At 39.1% G+C, this 20,649-nt stretch carries 17 protein-coding genes; all 17 read left to right on the top strand.

The genetic code is table 11. The features are described 5' to 3' along the window. The first annotated feature begins 14 nt into the window (after positions 1–14). Positions 15–1,325, top strand: coding sequence for an FADH(2)-oxidizing methylenetetrahydrofolate--tRNA-(uracil(54)-C(5))-methyltransferase TrmFO (gene trmFO, locus PLANO_RS09720; RefSeq protein WP_038704261.1), 1,311 nt, complete (start codon positions 15–17; stop codon positions 1,323–1,325). A gap of 67 nt (positions 1,326–1,392) precedes the next feature. After that, on the top strand, positions 1,393–2,286 hold the full coding sequence (gene xerC / locus PLANO_RS09715; RefSeq protein ID WP_038704260.1) for a tyrosine recombinase XerC: 894 nt from the start codon (positions 1,393–1,395) through the stop codon (positions 2,284–2,286). Between the two features lie 16 nt (positions 2,287–2,302). Continuing rightward, entirely contained in the window at positions 2,303–2,848 is a 546-nt protein-coding gene (gene hslV, locus PLANO_RS09710; RefSeq protein WP_038704259.1) for an ATP-dependent protease subunit HslV, read from the top strand. Further along, positions 2,848–4,245 carry an ATP-dependent protease ATPase subunit HslU gene (hslU, locus tag PLANO_RS09705; protein WP_038704258.1) on the top strand — a complete coding sequence of 466 codons (1,398 nt, stop codon included), beginning with the start codon at positions 2,848–2,850 and terminating at the stop codon, positions 4,243–4,245. The genes hslV and hslU overlap by 1 nt, the downstream gene beginning before the upstream one ends. Positions 4,246–4,331: 86 nt before the next feature. Further along, a complete protein-coding gene (codY, locus tag PLANO_RS09700; protein WP_038704257.1) occupies positions 4,332–5,111 on the top strand; it encodes a GTP-sensing pleiotropic transcriptional regulator CodY in 780 nt (259 codons plus the stop codon). A 223-nt stretch (positions 5,112–5,334) separates the two neighbouring features. Beyond that, the gene (rpsB, locus tag PLANO_RS09695) at positions 5,335–6,051 is read left to right on the top strand and encodes a 30S ribosomal protein S2 (RefSeq protein ID WP_038704256.1); all 717 of its coding nucleotides are present in this window, start codon (positions 5,335–5,337) and stop codon (positions 6,049–6,051) included. 89 nt (positions 6,052–6,140) lie between these two features. Next, complete coding sequence (gene tsf, locus PLANO_RS09690; RefSeq protein ID WP_038704255.1) at positions 6,141–7,025, top strand: translation elongation factor Ts; 885 nt, start codon at positions 6,141–6,143, stop codon at positions 7,023–7,025. An 81-nt stretch (positions 7,026–7,106) separates the two neighbouring features. Next, the gene (gene pyrH, locus PLANO_RS09685; protein ID WP_008430861.1) at positions 7,107–7,832 is read left to right on the top strand and encodes a UMP kinase; all 726 of its coding nucleotides are present in this window, start codon (positions 7,107–7,109) and stop codon (positions 7,830–7,832) included. Continuing rightward, on the top strand, positions 7,832–8,389 hold the full coding sequence (gene frr, locus PLANO_RS09680) for a ribosome recycling factor (RefSeq protein WP_038704254.1): 558 nt from the start codon (positions 7,832–7,834) through the stop codon (positions 8,387–8,389). Before pyrH ends, frr begins: the two co-directional genes overlap by 1 nt. A gap of 152 nt (positions 8,390–8,541) precedes the next feature. Further along, on the top strand, positions 8,542–9,333 hold the full coding sequence (locus PLANO_RS09675) for an undecaprenyl pyrophosphate synthase (protein WP_038704253.1): 792 nt from the start codon (positions 8,542–8,544) through the stop codon (positions 9,331–9,333). Beyond that, the gene (locus PLANO_RS09670; RefSeq protein ID WP_038704252.1) at positions 9,330–10,121 is read left to right on the top strand and encodes a phosphatidate cytidylyltransferase; all 792 of its coding nucleotides are present in this window, start codon (positions 9,330–9,332) and stop codon (positions 10,119–10,121) included. Before PLANO_RS09675 ends, PLANO_RS09670 begins: the two co-directional genes overlap by 4 nt. A gap of 16 nt (positions 10,122–10,137) precedes the next feature. Beyond that, entirely contained in the window at positions 10,138–11,283 is a 1,146-nt protein-coding gene (gene dxr, locus PLANO_RS09665) for a 1-deoxy-D-xylulose-5-phosphate reductoisomerase (RefSeq protein ID WP_038704251.1), read from the top strand. Between the two features lie 42 nt (positions 11,284–11,325). Continuing rightward, positions 11,326–12,585, top strand: coding sequence for an RIP metalloprotease RseP (gene rseP, locus PLANO_RS09660; RefSeq protein ID WP_038704250.1), 1,260 nt, complete (start codon positions 11,326–11,328; stop codon positions 12,583–12,585). 101 nt (positions 12,586–12,686) lie between these two features. Next, positions 12,687–14,390, top strand: coding sequence for a proline--tRNA ligase (locus tag PLANO_RS09655; RefSeq protein WP_038704249.1), 1,704 nt, complete (start codon positions 12,687–12,689; stop codon positions 14,388–14,390). Positions 14,391–14,572: 182 nt separating this feature from the next. Continuing rightward, positions 14,573–18,880, top strand: a complete 4,308-nt coding sequence (locus PLANO_RS09650; RefSeq protein WP_038704248.1) for a PolC-type DNA polymerase III — start codon at positions 14,573–14,575, stop codon at positions 18,878–18,880. Between the two features lie 126 nt (positions 18,881–19,006). Beyond that, positions 19,007–19,492 (top strand): ribosome maturation factor RimP, encoded by a 486-nt coding sequence (gene rimP / locus PLANO_RS09645; RefSeq protein ID WP_038704247.1) that lies wholly within the window; start codon positions 19,007–19,009, stop codon positions 19,490–19,492. Positions 19,493–19,512: 20 nt separating this feature from the next. Continuing rightward, positions 19,513–20,640: a transcription termination factor NusA gene (nusA, locus tag PLANO_RS09640; RefSeq protein ID WP_038704246.1), complete on the top strand. Its 1,128-nt coding sequence runs from the start codon at positions 19,513–19,515 to the stop codon at positions 20,638–20,640. Positions 20,641–20,649 lie beyond the last annotated feature (9 nt).

Raw genomic sequence — 20,649 nt, 5'->3', positions numbered from 1 at the left:
AGAGGTGTTTAGAAATGACGAAATATGTAAACGTAATTGGTGCAGGTCTAGCAGGTAGTGAAGCAGCTTGGCAAATCGCAAAGCGCGGGGTAAACGTTCGCTTGTTTGAAATGCGCCCTGTTCAACAAACTGCAGCGCATCACACAGATAAATTTGCAGAATTAGTTTGCAGTAATTCTTTACGAGCAAATTCGTTAACAAATGCTGTAGGTGTGATTAAAGAAGAAATGCGTAAATTAGATTCAGTTATTATTGAATCTGCAGATGGCGCATCTGTCCCAGCGGGTGGCGCACTGGCTGTGGATCGTCACGAATTTGCGGCGGCTGTTACTGATAAAGTGAAAAATCATCCACTAGTAGAAGTGATTAACGAAGAAGTTACTGAAATACCAGAAGGCATTACGATTATTGCGACTGGTCCATTAACTTCTCCAGCGCTTGCTGAAAAAATTCGTGATTTGACGGGTGAGGAATACTTGTATTTCTATGATGCAGCTGCACCAATCGTTGAAAAAGACAGCATTGATATGGATAAAGTTTATCTAAAGTCGCGCTATGATAAAGGGGAAGCAGCATATCTAAACTGTCCGATGACAGAAGAAGAGTTTATGCGATTCCATAAAGCGCTTGTAGAAGCTGAAGTGGTACCTTTAAAAGAATTTGAAAAAGAAATTTATTTTGAAGGCTGTATGCCAGTAGAAGTTATGGCGGCCAGAGGTGAGAAAACCTTAACATTCGGACCGATGAAGCCAGTAGGACTAGAAGATCCGAAAACAGGAGAGCGTCCATATGCAGTTGTACAGCTTCGCCAGGATGATGCAGCTGGAACACTTTATAATATTGTTGGTTTCCAAACGCATCTTAAGTGGGGCCCTCAAAAAGAAGTGTTGAAATTGATTCCAGGCCTAGAAAATGTTGAAATTGTGCGATATGGTGTTATGCACCGGAACACATTTATTAACTCGCCACGGGTCCTGAAACCAACTTATCAACTAAAAGCTGATGATAACATCTTCTTTGCAGGTCAAATGACAGGTGTAGAAGGCTATGTTGAATCTGCTGGAAGCGGATTATTAGCTGGCATTAACGCAGCAAAATTGGCATTAGGTGAAGAATTATTGGTTTTCCCAGCTGAAACAGCTTTAGGTAGTATGGCTCGTTATATTACAGAAGCGGACAGCAAGAACTTTCAACCAATGAACGTTAACTTTGGATTGTTCCCTGATTTAGGTGAACGCATTCGTTCAAAATCTGAACGTGCTGAAAAACATGCAAACCGTGCATTAGAATCAATTCAAAATTACATGAATACAGTATCTGTTTAATTGATATGAGCCTCTAAATGTTGGTATAATTTAGAGGCTTTTCTATTTGGTGAAAGGTGGAGCGTGTATGGAGAAAGAGAAGATGCTAAAATCTTTTATGAGCTATATTCAATTGGAAAAAAATTATTCTGAACATACCGTCCACCATTACGAACATGACCTGGCGGATTTTTTTCTGTTTTTAAATGCTGAAGGTGTACCAGACATTAGGGAAGTTGAGTATATACATGCTAGAAATTATATGACCAAATTATATGATGCTAAGTTATCGAGGACGACTGTTTCTAGGAGGATTTCTGCTATTCGTTCTTTTTTTCGTTATGCTAATCGCGAGTTTGGATTGGACGAAGCTGCATTTAGATCGTTGTATCATCCTAAGAAAGAAGAGCGACTGCCACAATTTTTTTATGAAGAGGAATTAGCACAGCTTTTTAAATCAGTTCAAGGTGAAGATAACTTATCTATTCGTAATACAGCGCTGCTTGAATTACTGTATGCAACGGGTATGCGAGTTAGCGAATGTGTCTCTATTCGATTAAATGATTTAGATCAAACGATGCAAATTGTAAAAGTGATGGGAAAAGGAAGAAAAGAACGCTATATTCCTTACGGTCAGTTTGCACAAGTTGCATTGGAACATTACATGGAAGATGCACGTCCTAGATTGATGAAGAAGCAAGCACATGATTATTTGTTTGTTAATAGTCGAGGAGAAACTGTTACAGACCGAGGCATTCGTCATATTTTAAGTGAGTGCATGAAAAAGGCTTCTGTAAATTCCTCTATTTATCCGCATATGATTCGTCATACTTTTGCTACTCACCTGATCAATAACGGAGCCGATATTCGGACTGTTCAAGAATTACTGGGACATTCTCATTTAAGTTCTACGCAGGTATATACGCATGTTACGAAAGAACATTTACGAAATACGTATTTGAATTCACATCCACGAGCTTAGAAAGGGGCATTATACAATGCAAGAATTTCATGCAACCACAATATTTGCGGTTCGCCATAACGGACAATGCGCAATGTCGGGTGATGGCCAAGTGACATTTGGTAATGCTGTAGTAATGAAACATACGGCGAGAAAAGTACGTAAATTATACAATGGCCAGGTATTAACTGGCTTTGCGGGATCAGTTGCAGATGCTTTTACATTGTTTGAAATGTTTGAAGGTAAGTTGACCGAGTATAACGGCAACCTTCAAAGAGCGGCAGTGGAACTGGCTAAACAATGGCGCGGAGACAAAATGCTTCGCCAATTAGAAGCGATGCTTATTATTATGAATAAAGATGAACTATTGCTTGTCTCTGGAACAGGTGAAGTTATTGAACCAGATGATGGCATCTTAGCTATTGGATCTGGTGGTAATTATGCATTAGCTGCTGGGCGAGCGTTAAAAAAATTCGCAGGTGAACATTTTACAGCAGCAGAAATTGCTAAGTCAGCGCTAGAAACTGCAGCAGATATTTGTGTCTATACCAATCATCAAATTGTTGTGGAGGAATTGTCCTAATGAAGAATCAGACCGATTTAACACCAAGACAAATTACGGATCATCTTGATCGATACATTGTTGGTCAAAAAGATGCAAAGCGTTCAATTGCTATTGCATTAAGAAATCGCTATCGCAGAAATCGATTAGACGAAGAAATGCGCGGAGAAGTAATTCCAAAAAACATTTTAATGATTGGACCGACTGGAGTCGGAAAAACAGAAATCGCTCGTCGTATTGCTAAGTTAACAGGAGCGCCATTTATCAAAGTAGAAGCGACGAAATTTACTGAGGTTGGTTATGTAGGACGCGATGTTGAGTCGATGGTACGCGATTTGGTCGAGGCCGCTGTTCGAATTGTTAAAGAAGAAAAATTCGAAGCAGTAAAATTTCAAGCAGAAACAGCAGCGAATGAACGCATCGTTAAATTATTGGTTCCTTCTATGCGCAAGAAACAAACAAGCCAGAATCCGTTGGAAATGCTTTTTGGACAAAAACTTGAGCAAGAGGAAGAAGAACCTACTGCAGAAGTTGAAGTTCGAGTGAAACGAAGAGAAATTGCTGCTGACTTAAAAGCTGGCAAGTTAGAAGAAGAGTGGGTAACGGTGGAAGTGGTTGAAAATACACATTCTATGTTTGATGCCTTACAAGGTTCGGGCATGGAACAAATGGGTGCAAATATGCAAGATGCATTTTCTTCTCTTATGCCAAAGAAAAAGAAAAAGCGGCGTTTGCAAGTAAAAGAAGCTCGTCGTGTGTTAACTACAGAAGAAGCAGCTAAATTGGTAGACGATGAAGAAGTAGCAATGGAAGCAATAGAGCGTGCCGAGCAGCATGGCATCATCTTCATCGACGAAATGGATAAAATAGCGAGTAAAAGTAATTCATCGTCGGCTGATGTTTCAAGAGAAGGTGTGCAGCGGGATATTTTACCGATTGTTGAAGGATCTACGGTTTCAACAAAATACGGAGCAGTCAAAACGGATTATGTGTTATTCGTTGCCGCGGGAGCTTTTCATATGTCAAAACCATCTGATTTAATCCCAGAATTACAGGGGCGTTTCCCAATTCGAGTAGAATTGCAGAAGCTAGAAGTAGAAGATTTTGTAAAAATATTGACAGAACCGAAACATTCTTTACTGAATCAGTATAAAGCTCTTCTCGAAACAGAGGGAATTGTGGTACACTTCAATGATGCCTCAATAATCAGACTTGCAGAAATTGCATATGAAGTAAATCAAGACACAGATAACATAGGTGCGCGCAGGTTGCATACCATTCTTGAGCGCCTTTTGGAAGACTTGTCTTTTGAAGCTTCCGAGATTTCTCCAGCGCAAATTGATATTACCGTCCAATATGTGAATGAAAAACTCGAAAATGTGGCGAAAAACAAAGATTTGTCACAATTTATTCTGTAAAACAAGGCGTAATAGTTTCATTAAGGTGTAAAAACCTTTAGAATATTGAATAAATAAGGTACAAATACTGTAGGAGGTACATTTAAATGAATTTATTAGAAAAAACAAGACGTATTAACTCTATGCTGGAAGCAGCAGGTGGGAAAAAAGTAAACTTTAAAGATATGGCCGAAACATTGAGCGAAGTTATTGAATGTAACGCGTTCGTAGTTAGCCGTAAAGGTAAAGTGTTGGGTTACGCGATTAACCAACAAATCGAAAACGAACGCATTAAAGGTATGCTTGAAGATCGTCAATTCCCAACTGAGTATACTCAAAAACTTTCAAACATCACTGAAACAACTGAAAACTTAGATGTAAACAGCGAACACACAATCTTCCCAGTAGAAGAGCGTGAGTTGTTTAAAAACGGTCTTACAACAATCGTCCCAATTAACGGTGGCGGCGAACGTCTTGGTACATTGCTTCTTGGACGTGTAGAAGCAGAATTCCATGATGATGATTTAATTCTTGGAGAATACGGCGCAACTGTAGTAGGGATGGAAATCCTTCGCGAAAAAGGCGACCGCATTGAAGAAGAAGCTCGTAGCAAAGCAGTTGTTCAAATGGCGATTTCTTCACTTTCATACAGTGAGCTTGAAGCAATTGAACACATCTTTGAAGAATTAGATGGCAATGAAGGATTACTAGTTGCATCTAAAATTGCTGATCGCGTTGGTATCACACGTTCAGTAATCGTTAATGCACTTCGTAAACTTGAAAGTGCTGGCGTTATCGAATCACGCTCTCTAGGAATGAAAGGGACATACATTAAAGTATTAAACACAAAATTCCTTGCAGAACTAGAACAATTAAAAATGAACTAATCTATTTTGAAAAGATGGCGGAAACCTTCCGCCATCTTTTCTTTTGTCTATTTAGACTTAAAGAGAGAAACTTGTTGCGTTTTTAAGCTTTAGCGTGATATAATTTCAAATGGTGTTAAATACACACGCATTTCGATTTGAGTCGTAGGTGCCCAACTCGGGTAACGGTTCAGAGAAGAAAAATGCGGAGGGAAAAAAATAACCTATCAGGAGGAAACATATCATGGCAGTAATCTCAATGAAACAATTGTTAGAAGCTGGTGTACACTTCGGTCACCAGACTCGTCGTTGGAACCCGAAAATGAAAAAATATATTTTCGTGGAACGTAACGGTATCTACATCATCGATCTACAAAAAACAGTTCGCAAACTGGAAGAAGCTTATAGCTTCATGAAACAAGTTGGCGAAGAAGGCGGAAAAGTTCTTTTCGTTGGTACGAAAAAACAAGCTCAAGACGCTATTAAAGAAGAAGCAGAACGCTCTGGTAACTATTACATCAACCAACGTTGGTTGGGTGGAACACTTACTAACTTCGGTACAATCCAAAAACGTGTGAACCGTTTGAAACAAATCGAGCGCATGGAAGAAGATGGAACTTTTGAAGTTCTACCGAAAAAAGAAGTTGTTCAGTTGAAAAAACAACACGAACGTCTTGTTAAATTCTTAGGCGGTATCCGTGATATGAAAGCTCTACCGGACGTAATGTTCGTAGTTGATCCACGTAAAGAACGCATTGCAGTTGCAGAAGCAATGAAATTGAACATTCCAATCGTTGGTATCGTTGATACGAACTGTGATCCGGATGAAATCGATTATGTTATTCCTGCAAACGATGATGCAATTCGCGCAGTTAAATTATTAACTGGTAAAATGGCGGATGCTTTGCTTGAATCAAAACCGGAAGAAGATGAAGAAACTCAAGCTGAATCTGCTGAGTAATTCACGATTACACAGGTGATAAGCGGCCAACCCCTCTTATCACCTTTTTTTGAGAAAATAGCACCACATTATGAAGGAGGAAATTAATCATGGCAGTTACAGCACAAATGGTAAAAGAATTGCGCGAGAAAACAGGCGCAGGTATGATGGATTGTAAAAAAGCTTTAGTACAAACAGACGGAGATATGGAAGCAGCTTTAGATTTCCTACGTGAAAAAGGACTTTCAAGTGCTTCTAAAAAAGCAGACCGTATTGCAGCTGAAGGGATCACTTCAATTCTTGTACAAGAAAACGAAGCGATTATCTTCGAAGTAAACGCAGAGACTGATTTTGTTGCAAAAAACGACGGTTTCCAAACATTAGTAAAAGAATTAGGCGAGCACTTAATCGCTTCAAAACCAGCAACAGTTGAAGAAGCTAACGCTTCTACAATGTCTAATGGCTTAACTGTTGCGGACCACATTTCTAATGCAATCGCTAAAATTGGTGAAAAAATCACTTTGCGCCGCTTTGAAATCCGTACTAAAACAGATGCTGATGCTTTCGGACCATACCTACACATGGGTGGCAGAATTTCAGTACTAGTAGTTCTTGAGAACTCTACAGATTCAGCTGCTGCTCGCGATATCGCTATGCACATTGCTGCTTTAAACCCAAAATACATTTCTCGTGACGAAGTATCTGCTGACGAAGTAGAGCACGAGCGCAAAATTTTAACTGAGCAAGCATTAAACGAAGGCAAACCTGAAAAAATCGTTGCTAAAATGGTTGAAGGCCGTCTTGGTAAATATTTCGAAGACATTTGCTTGCTTGACCAAGCATTTGTTAAGAACTCAGATCAAAAAGTTCGTGATTTCGTAACTTCTACAGGTGGATCTATTAAAGAATTCATCCGTTATGAAGTTGGAGAAGGAATCGAAAAACGTGAAGACAACTTTGCTGATGAAGTTATGAGCCAAGTTAACAAAAAATAAGATTGTTTATCATATGAGTTAACCTAGGGAACACGAGAATGTGTTCCCTATTTTTCAATAAAAGTGTAACGGAGGGTACCGATGAGTGTTCAGCAATATAAACGCATTGTATTAAAACTAAGTGGTGAAGCAATGGCAGGAGGACAGGGTTTCGGATTGTCCCCTGAAATTATCAAATCAGTAGCAAGCCAAGTAAAAGAAGTGGTAGAACTCGGAGTAGAAGTGGCAGTTGTTGTAGGTGGCGGTAACATTTGGAGAGGTAAAGTTGGTTCTGAGATGGGCATGGATCGTGCGACAGCGGATTATATGGGCATGTTAGCGACTGTGATGAACTCATTGGCTTTACAAGATTCACTAGAAAAACAAGATGTAGAAACGCGTGTCTTGTCATCTATCGAAATGCGCCAAGTAGCTGAGCCTTATATCCGTAGAAGAGCCATTCGTCATTTAGAGAAAAAACGAGTAGTTATTTTTGCGGCAGGTACAGGAAATCCATATTTCTCAACGGATACAACAGCAGCGTTGCGCGCGGCCGAAATTGAAGCCGATGTTATTTTGATGGCGAAAAACAATGTTGATGGTGTTTATTCAGCTGATCCGAAGACAGATTCTACCGCTGTTAAATACGAAGAACTTTCTTATTTCGACGTAATTCAACAAGGTTTGCAAGTGATGGATTCAACAGCTTCTACGCTTTGTATGGACAATGATATCCCACTCGTAGTATTCTCTATTATGGAAAAAGGAAATATAAAAAGAGCTGTACTCGGAGAGAAAATTGGTACAGTAGTGAGGAGAACATTATAATGCCGAAATCAGTAATGAATGAAACTCAATCTAAAATGACTAATGCAATTCAAGCTTTTTCACGTGACTTAGCATCTATCCGTGCTGGTCGTGCAACTCCATCAATTTTGGATAAATTATCTATCGATTATTACGGATCTCCAACACCCGTCAACCAAGTAGCGGGGATTTCGATTCCTGAAGCTCGTTTGATTATGATTCAGCCGTATGACAAATCGGTTCTTGGTGATATCGAAAAAGCGATTCTTAAATCCGACTTAGGCTTAAGCCCTTCGAATGATGGTTCTGTTATTCGTTTAGCTGTACCTGCTTTAACAGAAGAGCGTCGTAAAGACCTTGTCAAACAAGTGAAAAAAGAAGCAGAAGAGGCAAAAATCGGTATTCGCAATATTCGCCGCGATGCGAATGACGAGTTTAAAAAACTTGAGAAGAAAAGCGAAATTACAGTTGATGACTTGCGTGGATATTCTGATGATGTTCAAAAATTAACGGATGACAACATTGCAAAAATCGATGAAATGGCTAAAGATAAAGAAAAAGGAATTATGGAAGTTTAAATCGAACTTCATCTTTTGTGGAGCGTCCTGTTTAACAGGACGCTTTTTCATGGCAAAAAATACAGCTGTATTTTGAAAGAAGCGCACAATGCTGTTTTTTTTGATATGATAAGCAATAGACATGCCGATTTGTAATAGGTGGAGGATTAACTATGTTTAATAAACTATTAAAAAGAAATACTGATGTGGTCTTAGAGAATAAAGACCGTACAGTTTTGATTCCAAATGAAGAAGTACCAGCACATATAGCTATCATTATGGATGGAAACGGACGTTGGGCGAAAAAACGTTCATTGCCAAGAGTTGCTGGGCATCATGAAGGAATGAAAACAATTCGCAAAGTGACAAAGCTTGCCAATGAACTAGGGGTAAGTGTGCTAACTTTGTATGCATTTTCCACAGAAAATTGGAAACGACCAAAAATTGAAGTGGATTTTTTGATGCGATTGCCTGAAGAGTTTTTAACGACTTTTCTGCCTGAGTTAGTAGAAGAAAATGTGCGCGTTGAAATGATGGGTTATCATGAAAACTTACCAGCACATACACTTAAAGCGATAAAAAAGGCAAAAGAAGCTACGAAAAATAACACAGGACTTGTATTAAATTTTGCCCTGAATTATGGCAGTCGTGCGGAGATTGTAGATGCAGTAAAAAATATTGCGGCACAAGTTGCTGAAGGTACTTTAAAAATCGACGAGATTAACGAAGATCTTATTACGGGTGGTTTGATGACAAAAGGCTTGCCAGAACCTGATTTATTAATCCGAACGAGTGGAGAAGTGCGATTAAGCAATTTTATGCTTTGGCAACTGGCTTATACCGAGTTTTGGTTTACGGAAACCTTATGGCCCGATTTTAATGAAGATTCCTTACTTGAAGCGATTCACATTTATCAAAATCGAAATCGCCGGTATGGAGGGTTGAAAGGAGACGAATTGAAATGAAACAACGGATTATAACAGGTGTTATTGCAGCGGCTCTTTTTATTCCTTTTGTTATTTATGGAGGAATTCCATTTATTTTGCTCGTTTATTTGTTAGGAACAGTAGCCTTGCAAGAGCTTTTAAAGATGAAAGGACGGAGCTTACGGAGTATTCCAGGCCTTATATCTCTATTGGCACTATATGCTTTTATGCTTCCAAATGAATGGGCACAGCAAGTGTTTGAATGGACGGGATATGAAAAAGTTGAATTTGCATTTTTAGCAGTAATTTTACTTTTAATACATACAGTTATTGTGAAAAATAGTTTTACGTTTGATGATGCTGCATTTGCAATTATGGGTACTTTATATGTGGGAATTGGTTTCTTCTATTTTATCGAAACGCGTGAGGCAAGTTTAAGTTACTTAATATTTGCCTTATTAATCGTATGGTTTACGGATTCAGGTGCGTATTTTACAGGGCGTAAAATAGGTAAACGAAAACTATGGCCAGAAATCTCACCAAACAAAACCATAGAAGGGTTTTTTGGGGGTATTGTTTGGGCGATTGGGATTGCTTTAATCTTTAATTATTTCATTCCGTTAAATCACTCTATCATTTTAATCGTGATTGTTACGATTATCGCTTCTATTTTTGGACAAATGGGCGACTTAGTAGAATCTGCATTAAAGCGTCATTTTAACGTAAAAGATTCGGGAGCAATTCTACCAGGACATGGTGGAATTTTGGATCGTTTCGATAGCATTTTGTTTGTAATGCCCTTGCTTCACTTTTTACATTTCATCTAAGAGAGGAAATTGCTAAATGGTTAAGAAAATTATTTTGCTGGGCGCCACTGGATCAATTGGTGTTCAAACAGCTGATATTATCCGTGAACATCCGCAAGAGTTTTCATTAGTTGGATTTGCTGTAGGAAAAAACATGGAAGTTACACGTAAGTTAATAGCTGAATTTAAACCGGAAATTGTATGTGTTCAACAATCAGAAGACGCGAAAATATTAGCGGCTGAATACCCGGAAATTACATTTGTTACTGGAGCTAAAGGATTAATTGAGATTGCAGTTTACGATGCAGATGTGCTAGTTAATGCAGTACTGGGCAGTGTTGGGCTCGAGCCTACACTAGAAGCGATTAAGCTTGGTCGGACAATTGCCATTGCAAACAAAGAAACACTCGTAACTGCGGGACATTTAGTGATGGATAGCGCTAGACATTATGGGGCAGATATTCTACCGGTTGACAGCGAACATTCTGCATTGTTCCAAGCTTTGAACGGTGAAAAAATAGAACAAGCGAGTCGGTTAATTTTGACCGCTTCTGGTGGTAGCTTCCGTGATTTAACACGTGATCAATTAAAAAACGTTACAGTTCAAGATGCATTAAACCATCCTAACTGGTCAATGGGCTCTAAAATTACAATTGACTCAGCTACAATGGTTAATAAAGGTTTAGAAGTCATCGAAGCGCATGTCCTATTCGATTTTGCTTATGCCGATATTGATGTTGTGCTTCACCGTGAAAGTATTATTCACTCAATGGTTGAATTTCAAGACACAAGCGTTATGGCCCAACTTGGAACTCCGGATATGCGCGTACCGATTCAATACGCATTATCTTATCCTGATCGACTTCCGCGTACTGAAGCAAAACGATTAAACTTAGCGGAAATTGGTCAATTGAATTTCAAAGAAATGGACTATAAACGCTTCCACGCATTGCAATTAGCATTTGATGCTGGAAACGCAGGTGGAACCATGACAACTGTGTTAAATGCCGCGAATGAGCAAGCAGTGGCATTATTCCTAAATGAAGAAATTAAGTTTTTGCAAATTGAGGAAATGATTGAACGTGCGATGGATCAGCACGAAGTACTAGCTAATCCCGATTTAGAAACGATTTTGCATGTAGATGCTGAAACAAGAAAATTCGTTAAAAAAATGCTAAAATAACTAAAGATCAAAACCGAATAAGTTTATAAGGATGGGTTTAAAATGGAAACAGTTATCTCGTTTATAATAATTTTCGGTGCTTTAGTATTTTTCCATGAATTTGGTCATTTTCTTTTCGCAAAACGAGCGGGTATTTTAGTTCGTGAATTTGCAATTGGGATGGGCCCGAAAATTTTGGGCATCACCAAAGGAGAAACGCTTTACACGTTAAGGTTATTACCTATTGGCGGATACGTGCGTATGGCAGGCGAAGATATGGACACAATCCAGCTTCAGGCAGGTCACCGTATCGGTATATTATTAAACAAAGATGGATTAGCAAAAAAAATAATCATGAATCAAAAGAATGTTTATCCTGAAATCTTGTTTCTAGAAGTAGAAGAAGCAGATTTGGAAAAAGAGCTTTGGATTAAAGGTTATGATGAAGAAGAAAAGTTAGTGCGCATTGATGTGGCACGTGATGCTGTTGTCGAAGAAAATGGTAGAGAAGTTATTTTAGCTCCATACGATCGACAATTTGATTCGAAAACAGTTGGTAAGCGATTTATGACAATATTTGCAGGACCTCTTTTCAACTTTATTTTAGCGTTTCTAATTTTTACAGCACTTGGTATGATGCAAGGTATCCCAACTTTTGAACCTGTCATAACTGAAGTGACAGAAGAAAGTCCGGCAGCTGAAGCGGGAATGCAAAATGGTGATTTGGTAACTGCGATTGAAGGAAAAGCAATTGCAACATGGGATGAGCTCGTTGCATCAGTTCAAAACAATGCTGGAAACCCACTAGCTTTTGAAGTTGAACGTGACGGTAAGCCGTTAGACTTCACAATTACTCCTGAAGTTTCTGAGCAATCGGCTGAAGAAGTTGGCGTTATTGGTGTGCTTTATCAAAGTCCAATGGAAAAAGATTTTCTTGGTTCATTTGCATATGGCGCAGAACAAACCATCTTTTGGTTTAAAGAAATTTTCCGTTTATTAGGAATGTTGGTTACGGGTCAATTTACAATTGATGCCCTATCCGGTCCTGTAGGCATTTACAAAACAACTGAAGAAGTCGCTCAATATGGATTTTTCACATTGATGAGCTGGGCTGGAATGTTAAGTATTAATCTTGGTATTATGAACTTACTGCCGTTACCAGCACTTGATGGTGGTCGCTTAATGTTCTTTATCGTTGAAGCAATTCGTGGCAAACCAGTAGATCGTCAAAAAGAAGGAATGGTTCATTTTGTTGGAATCATGCTTCTTATGCTACTCATGCTCGTTGTCACTTGGAATGATATTCAAAAGTATTTCTTTTAATAGTAGTACTTGAGCAATACCGGACAGGCGATTTATTTGCCTGTCCTAAACTTTTCATGTTATTAATAAAAATTTTATAGTCAGTTGAGGTGTATTCTGGAATGAAACAAACAGCAACGTTTATCCCGACTTTACGTGAAACTCCAGCCGATGCGGAAGTGAAATCGCATCAATTATTATTGCGCGCAGGCTTTATTCGTCAAAATACGAGTGGCATATACTCATTCTTACCGCTTGGAAAACGTGTACTTCAAAAAGTTGAAACCGTAATTCGCGAAGAAATGGAAGCTGCCAACAGCGTCGAGATCTTTATGCCTGCACTTCAACAAGCTGAATTATGGCAAGAATCTGGTCGTTGGTACACTTATGGCGACGAATTGATGCGCTTAAAAGATCGCAACGATCGTGAATTTGCATTAGGTGCTACTCATGAAGAAGTGATTACAAGTTTATTACGTGATGAGATCAAATCTTACAAAAAACTACCTTTGAATTTGTTCCAAATTCAATCGAAATTTAGAGATGAAAAACGTCCTCGTTTTGGCTTATTGCGTGGCCGTGAATTCTTAATGAAAGATGCTTATTCTTTCCATGCAACTACTGAAAGTTTGGATGAGACATATGATGTAATGATGCAAGCTTACAAAAATATCTTTACGCGTCTTGGATTAAATTTCCGTGCAGTTATTGCCGATTCAGGTGCAATTGGTGGGAAAGACAATCATGAGTTTATGGTGCTGTCAGAAATTGGTGAAGATACAATCGCTTATTCGGACACATCTTCATATGCAGCGAATATTGAAATGGCCGCAGTTAACGTAAGCTATCCAGTTTCAAATGAAACTCCTGAAACGATGGAAAAAGTTGCAACGCCAGGCAAAAATACAATTACAGATGTAGCAGAATTCTTTGGAACAACTGCAGATAAATGCATTAAAACAATGGTCTTTAAAGCAGATGATGAGTTGGTCATTGTTTTAGCAAGAGGTGATCATGAAGTAAACGACGTAAAAGTAAAACACGCAACTAGTGCTAAAGTTGTTGAGATGGCAACACCGGAAGAAGTGCAACAATTATTGGGCTGTGACATCGGTTCGCTTGGACCTATCAATTTACCTGAAGATATTCGGTTGTTTGCTGACCATGCAGTGGAAAACATCGTTAACGGAATCGCGGGTGCTAACGAAAGTGGTTATCATTTTAAAAATGTTACTCCAGGAAAAGATTTTTCTATTCCTGCTTTCCATGACCTACGCTTTATCCAAGAAGGAGATGCTTCTCCGGACGGTCAAGGAACCATTCAATTTGCTAAAGGCATTGAAGTGGGTCACATTTTCAAATTGGGTACAACATACAGCATTCCATTAAAAGGTACATTCCTTAACGATCAAGGTAAATCTATGCCTTATATTATGGGATGTTACGGAATTGGTGTTTCACGAGTACTAGCTGCAGTTGCAGAGCAATTTCAAGATGACAATGGTTTTACATGGCCAGATGTTGTTGCTCCGTATGAAGTTCATTTAGTTCCAGTTAACGTTAAGGATGATGCTCAGCGTGAGCTTGGCGAGGAACTATATACGCTATTAAAAGAAAATCGTTATGAAGTACTGCTTGATGACCGTAAAGAACGTGCGGGAGTAAAATTTGCAGATGCAGATTTGATTGGTTTACCAATTCGTATCACTATTGGTAAAAAAGCTGCAGAAGGCGTTCTAGAAGTTAAAATTCGTCGGACAGGTGAAACATTTGAATGGACGCGGGACGAAGTTCTAGAGAAAGTACAGCAGTTCTTTAAAAAATAACAGTGAAATCTGATATGATGAAAGGAAAGTACATCCTGTACTTTCCTTTCTTTTTCTGCTTACTTTAGAAAGTATCGTTTTTTGAACAAAAGTTATTTTAATGAAATATTTATAAATTCAGCGAGTTTCCTGAAAAACGAAAGCGTACACTTTTTTAAATCACTACCACGAAGGGGATAATTATGACAAACGAGCAAGACTCCAAGATGCGATTCAAATTGCTGCTTCAGCATCTCGAATTAACGGACGATGTACACATGCCTTTTTTCGAAGAGGCTGAATTGACACGGATGACTGTCCATAAAAAAGAGCGGTCCTGGAAATTTCTTGTGAAATTGAAAAATATCCTGCCGGTCGACTTGTACTTATTATTAAGGGAACGTCTATATAGCACATTTTCTCCAATAGCTCGTGTTCAATTAGATATTGAAACAGCACAAGAAACAGTACAGGAAAACTTAGTATTATCTTATTGGAAGTATGCTGTTGAAGAGTTGGCGGATATGGCACCACCATTACGCGAGCGGTTATTATCGCAAGAGCCAGTATGGAACGGAAATAAATTATTATTGCAATGCAATCATGAACACGAAATGATGGCATTAAAATCAAAGTATAGTGATAAATTAGCAGGAGTGTATCGTCAATTTGGTTTCCCGCATGTGGCTATTGATTTCCAACTATCGGACGAAAATCAAGAGGCTGCACACGAAGCATTTATGGCGGAGCGTCTTCGCGAAGAAGAAGCAATGGCTCAAAAAGCATTATCAGATATGAAAAAGCGCGAAACCAACCAAAAAGAAAATGGAGCTCCTTCAGGACCATTCCAAATGGGCTCTGCGATCAAACCGGATGAAAATATTGTTGATATTAAATCCATTGTTGATGAAGAACGCAGAGTAACTATTGAAGGATATGTTTTTGACGCAGAAGTGAGAGAACTTCGAAGTGGACGGTCTCTATTAACAGTTAAAATAACAGATTATACCGACTCAATTCTTGTGAAGATGTTCTCGCGGGATAAAGAAGATGCTGAATTAATGGCCAATGCCAAAAAAGGCATGTGGTTAAAAGCTCGTGGCTCGATTCAGACGGATACCTTTGTTCGTGACTTGGTGATGATGGCGCAAGACATGGTTGAAATCAAACCGGAACTTCGCCGAGATACGGCCGAGGAAAAACGTGTGGAGTTGCATTTGCATACACCGATGAGTCAAATGGATGCCGTTTCTTCTGTTGATTCATTAGTGAGCCAAGCGGCAAAATGGGGGCATCCGGCAATCGCAATTACCGATCATGCTGGAGTACAATCATTTCCTGATGCTTACGCTGCTAGTAAAAAACATGGCATAAAAGCAATTTTTGGATTGGAAGCAAATTTAGTAGATGACGGTGTACCGATTGCTTATGAAGAGCGCCATGTGTTATTAGAAGACGAAACTTTCGTAGTTTTTGACTTAGAGACAACAGGCTTATCTGCTGTATACGATACCATCATTGAGCTAGCTGCTGTAAAAATTAAAGGCGGACAAATTATTGATAAGTTTGAAAGCTTTGCCAATCCACATCACGAGCTGTCATCGACAACAATCGACTTGACGGGCATTACAGACGATATGGTAAAGAACGCACCAGAAGTGGAAGAAGTGATTCGCAAATACCACGAATGGGCAGGCGATCATATTATGGTTGCTCACAATGCCTCCTTCGATATGGGCTTTTTATACGTATGTTATAAAAAGTACGGTATTGATAAAAAGCACGCTACGATCGATACGCTAGAACTAGCCCGTATGCTTCATCCAGAGTTGAAGAGCCACAGGTTAAATACTCTAGCTAAGAAATTTGGCATTGAGCTAACACAACATCACCGTGCCATCTATGATACGGAAGCAACTTCGTATTTGTTAACGCATCTGTTAAAAGAAGCACATCAAAAAGGGATTCTTTATCACGATCAAATCAATGACTATGTCGGTAGCGGGGATGCATATAAACGTGCGCGTCCTACTCACTGTACGCTATTAGCACAAAATCAAGAAGGATTGAAAAATCTTTTCAAGTTAGTATCTGCTTCTCATATCAATTATTTCTACCGAGTGCCGCGTATTCCACGTTCACTATTGCAAAAGCATCGAACAGGGCTGTTAGTCGGTTCTGGATGTGATAAAGGTGAAGTATTTGAAGCCGTTATGCAAAAATCTATGGAAGAAGTTGAAAAAGCAGCGCAATTTTATGATTATTTGGAAGTTCATCCAAAGGAAGTTTACTCGCATTTGATCGAGCGAGAAATGATTCGTGATGAATGGAATTTGGAAGACATTATCCGTAAACTTGTGAAAATCAGTCGCAAGCTAGAAATTCCATTAGTAGCAACTGGTAATGTTCACTACTTGGATGAAACAGATGCGATTTTCCGTCAAGTATTAATCGGATCTCAAGGTGGAGCGAATCCACTGAACCGCACGAAATTACCAAAAGTGCATTTTAGAACGACCAATGAAATGTTAGACGCTTTTGATTTTCTCGGTAGTGAGACAGCACACGAACTAGTAGTGGAAAACTCTTTAAAAATTTCCAATATGATTGATGTAGTAAAACCGATTAAAGACGAACTGTATACGCCAAAAATTGAAGGTGCCGATGAAGAAGTTCGTGAACTCAGCTATAATATGGCGCAACAAATCTATGGTTCTCCGTTACCTGAAATTGTAGAGGCACGTATTGAAAAAGAATTGAAATCAATCATTGGGCATGGATTTGCGGTTATTTATTTGATATCGCATAAATTGGTTAAAAAGTCGTTAGACGACGGTTATTTAGTAGGTTCACGTGGATCGGTCGGTTCGTCGCTTGTCGCAACATTGACAGAGATCACGGAAGTAAACCCTTTACCACCTCATTATATTTGCAGAGAATGCAAGAAATCAGAGTTCTTTGATGATGGTTCGGTTAGCTCAGGGTTTGACTTAAAAGACAAAAATTGCCCAGATTGCGATGTGCCTTATCAAAAAGAAGGTCAAGATATTCCGTTTGAAACGTTTTTAGGATTTAAAGGAGATAAAGTTCCCGATATCGATTTAAACTTTAGTGGTGAGTATCAGTCAAAAGCTCACAACTATACAAAAGAATTATTTGGTGAAGATAATGTTTTCCGTGCAGGAACAATCGGCACAGTTGCAGAAAAAACAGCTTATGGTTATGTTCGTGGCTATGCAAACGACCGAGACATGACAATTCGTGGCGCAGAAATTGATCGGCTTGTACAAGGTTGTTCCGGCGTCAAACGGAGTACAGGTCAGCATCCCGGAGGAATTATCGTTGTTCCAGATTATATGGACATTTATGATTTTTCGCCGATTCAATTTCCTGCAGATGCGCAGGATTCCGAATGGAAGACGACTCATTTTGATTTTCATTCCATCCACGATAATTTATTGAAGCTAGATATACTTGGACACGATGATCCGACAGTTATCCGTATGCTACAAGATTTATCGGGTATTGATCCGAAAACCATTCCGACCGATGATCCAGAAGTAATGAAAATATTCGCCGGTCCGGAAACGCTTGGCGTAACAAAAGAACAAATTGGCTGCAAAACGGGTACGCTTGGAATTCCAGAGTTTGGTACACGTTTTGTTCGTCAAATGCTTGAAGAAACAAAGCCAAATACATTTTCGGAACTGGTCCAGATTTCAGGGCTGTCTCACGGAACGGACGTTTGGTTGAGTAACGCGCAAGAACTAATTCAAAATGGTACTTGTCAGTTATCAGACGTAATTGGTTGTCGTGATGACATTATGGTCTATTTGATTTATCAAGGACTTGAGTCTTCATTAGCGTTTAAAATTATGGAGTCAGTTCGAAAAGGTAAAGGGTTAACGTCTGAATTTGAGGAAGCGATGAAAAAAGAAGGTGTGCCGAACTGGTATATCGAGTCATGTAAAAAGATTAAATACATGTTCCCGAAAGCTCACGCAGCTGCTTATGTATTAATGGCTGTTCGGATTGCTTATTTCAAAGTACATTTCCCGATTCTTTATTACGCAGCATACTTTACCGTTCGGGCAGAAGATTTTGATGTCACTGCAATGTCTAAAGGATCGCAATCGATTCGTTCAATAATTGATGACATCAATGCTAAAGGATTAGAGGCTTCAACAAAAGAGAAAAACTTGTTAACGGTTATGGAACTAACGCTTGAAATGGTAGAGCGCGGCTATACATTCCAAAAAGTAGATTTGTACAAATCATCTGCTGACCAATTTATTATTGAAGGAAAGAGTTTGATACCGCCGTTTAATGCCATTCCAGGATTAGGAACCAATGCGGCGAAATCAATCGTAGCTGCACGAGAACATGGAGAGTTTTTATCTAAGGAAGATTTGCAACAACGTGGTCGTGTTTCAAAAACAATCATTGAATACATGAATGATCACGGTTGTTTAGAAGGTATGCCAGAAGCGAATCAGCTGTCACTGTTCTAGTCAGTTGCACCACGGCGCGGTGTATGGTATTATTGTAGTAACATTTACTGAATAGCTCTGTCGCAGAAGAGTGGGTTCTCCCGCTCTTTTCTGTTTGTTATGGCGAAAAATTGGCGGGAGGCATATATGAGCAAAATTACAGAACAAATCGAGCAGATAGCACAACCAATTATTACAGAACTAGGTCTAGAACTTGTAGACGTGGAATTTTTAAAAGAAGGCCGCGATTGGTTTTTACGAGTGTTTGTAGACAATCCAGAAGCACCAATTGATATTGAACAATGTGCTTTAGTAAGTGAAAAGCTAAGTGGGGTATTGGATGAGTTAGATCCAATCGAACAAAACTACTTCTTGGAAGTTTCATCTCCAGGAGCAGAACGTCCATTGAAAAAAGAAAAGGATTTCGAAAAAGCAATCGGTAAATTCATTTACATCAAAACGTATGAACCTGTTGAAGATGCAAAAGAGTTTGAAGGTTATTTGAAATCGTATGACGACGAACAAGTAGAAATTGAAATTAAAATCAAAACACGCAGAAAAATAATCAACATTGCAAAAAACAAAATTGCAGTGATCCGTTTGGCCATTGATTTTTCTGTTAAACCTGATTGAAGAACCTGGGAGTGAATAAAATGAGCAGTGAGTTATTGGATGCTTTTGAAGTATTAGAAAAACAAAAAGGTATTTCGCGTGAAGTGCTAATCGAAGCAATTGAAGCGGCATTAGTAACAGCATACAAACGAAACTTTAACCAAGCACAAAATGTTCGTGTGGATTTAAATTTAGACACAGGAACAATGCTTGTGTATTCTCGTAAAGATGTTGTAGAAGAAGTAGAAGATGAGCGTCTTCACATATCATTGGAAGATGCAAAAGTCATCAACCCTGCATATGAACTAGGCGATGTGGTAGAGGAAGAAGTAACACCTCGCAACTTTGGTCGTATTGCTGCTCAAACAGCAAAACAAGTTGTTACACAACGCGTACGTGAGGCAGAACGTGGCTTAATCTTTGAAGAGTTTGTTGACCGTGCAGATGATATCGTAAACGGTATCGTTGAGCGTATGGATGCACGTAATTTATACGTTGGACTTGGCAAAGTAGAAGCAGTGCTTCCGCAGACAGAGCAAATGCCGAATGAACATTACAAACCGCATGACCGCATAAAGGTGTACATTACAAAAGTAGAACGCACGACACGTGGACCGCAAGTATTTGTTTCACGCACACATCCAGGATTACTGCGCCGTTTATTTGAAAACGAAGTGCCTGAAATTTATGACGGCATTGTTGAAATCAAGTCAATCGCTCGTGAAGCTGGAGACCGTTCGAAAATTTCGGTTTTTGCTCACCGCGATGATATTGACCCAGTGGGTTCTTGTGTTGGATCTAAAGGTGGTCGAGTTCAAACAATCGTTAACGAGCTTAGCGGAGAAAAAATTGATATTGTAGAATGGTCAGAAGAACCGGTTGTGTTTGTAGCTAACGCACTTAGCCCATCTAAAGTATTAGATGTACAAGTAAACGAAGAAGCAAAATCAACAACTGTTGTTGTGCCTGATTATCAACTATCTCTTGCTATCGGTAAACGAGGACAAAATGCTCGTTTAGCAGCAAAACTAACAGGTTGGAAAATTGACATTAAAAGTGAAACAGATGCGCGTGAACTAGGAATTTATCCAAACGAGAATTCTAGCATCGAATTAGTAGATTCTGGTGAAGAACTAGATGACTTTGATTTTTACGAAGATAAAGAATAACGTAGAAAA

This window comes from Planococcus sp. PAMC 21323, assembly GCF_000785555.1.
In the GTDB taxonomy this organism is placed as follows: domain Bacteria; phylum Bacillota; class Bacilli; order Bacillales_A; family Planococcaceae; genus Planococcus.
This window is presented reverse-complemented; position numbering and strand designations above follow the sequence as displayed.

Coding starts and splice junctions, on each gene's coding strand:
- trmFO (WP_038704261.1), top strand. CDS start 15: ATGACGAAATATGTAAACGTAATTGGTGCAGGTCTAGCAGGTAGTGAA.
- xerC (WP_038704260.1), top strand. CDS start 1,393: ATGGAGAAAGAGAAGATGCTAAAATCTTTTATGAGCTATATTCAATTG.
- hslV (WP_038704259.1), top strand. CDS start 2,303: ATGCAAGAATTTCATGCAACCACAATATTTGCGGTTCGCCATAACGGA.
- hslU (WP_038704258.1), top strand. CDS start 2,848: ATGAAGAATCAGACCGATTTAACACCAAGACAAATTACGGATCATCTT.
- codY (WP_038704257.1), top strand. CDS start 4,332: ATGAATTTATTAGAAAAAACAAGACGTATTAACTCTATGCTGGAAGCA.
- rpsB (WP_038704256.1), top strand. CDS start 5,335: ATGGCAGTAATCTCAATGAAACAATTGTTAGAAGCTGGTGTACACTTC.
- tsf (WP_038704255.1), top strand. CDS start 6,141: ATGGCAGTTACAGCACAAATGGTAAAAGAATTGCGCGAGAAAACAGGC.
- pyrH (WP_008430861.1), top strand. CDS start 7,107: ATGAGTGTTCAGCAATATAAACGCATTGTATTAAAACTAAGTGGTGAA.
- frr (WP_038704254.1), top strand. CDS start 7,832: ATGCCGAAATCAGTAATGAATGAAACTCAATCTAAAATGACTAATGCA.
- PLANO_RS09675 (WP_038704253.1), top strand. CDS start 8,542: ATGTTTAATAAACTATTAAAAAGAAATACTGATGTGGTCTTAGAGAAT.
- PLANO_RS09670 (WP_038704252.1), top strand. CDS start 9,330: ATGAAACAACGGATTATAACAGGTGTTATTGCAGCGGCTCTTTTTATT.
- dxr (WP_038704251.1), top strand. CDS start 10,138: ATGGTTAAGAAAATTATTTTGCTGGGCGCCACTGGATCAATTGGTGTT.
- rseP (WP_038704250.1), top strand. CDS start 11,326: ATGGAAACAGTTATCTCGTTTATAATAATTTTCGGTGCTTTAGTATTT.
- PLANO_RS09655 (WP_038704249.1), top strand. CDS start 12,687: ATGAAACAAACAGCAACGTTTATCCCGACTTTACGTGAAACTCCAGCC.
- PLANO_RS09650 (WP_038704248.1), top strand. CDS start 14,573: ATGACAAACGAGCAAGACTCCAAGATGCGATTCAAATTGCTGCTTCAG.
- rimP (WP_038704247.1), top strand. CDS start 19,007: ATGAGCAAAATTACAGAACAAATCGAGCAGATAGCACAACCAATTATT.
- nusA (WP_038704246.1), top strand. CDS start 19,513: ATGAGCAGTGAGTTATTGGATGCTTTTGAAGTATTAGAAAAACAAAAA.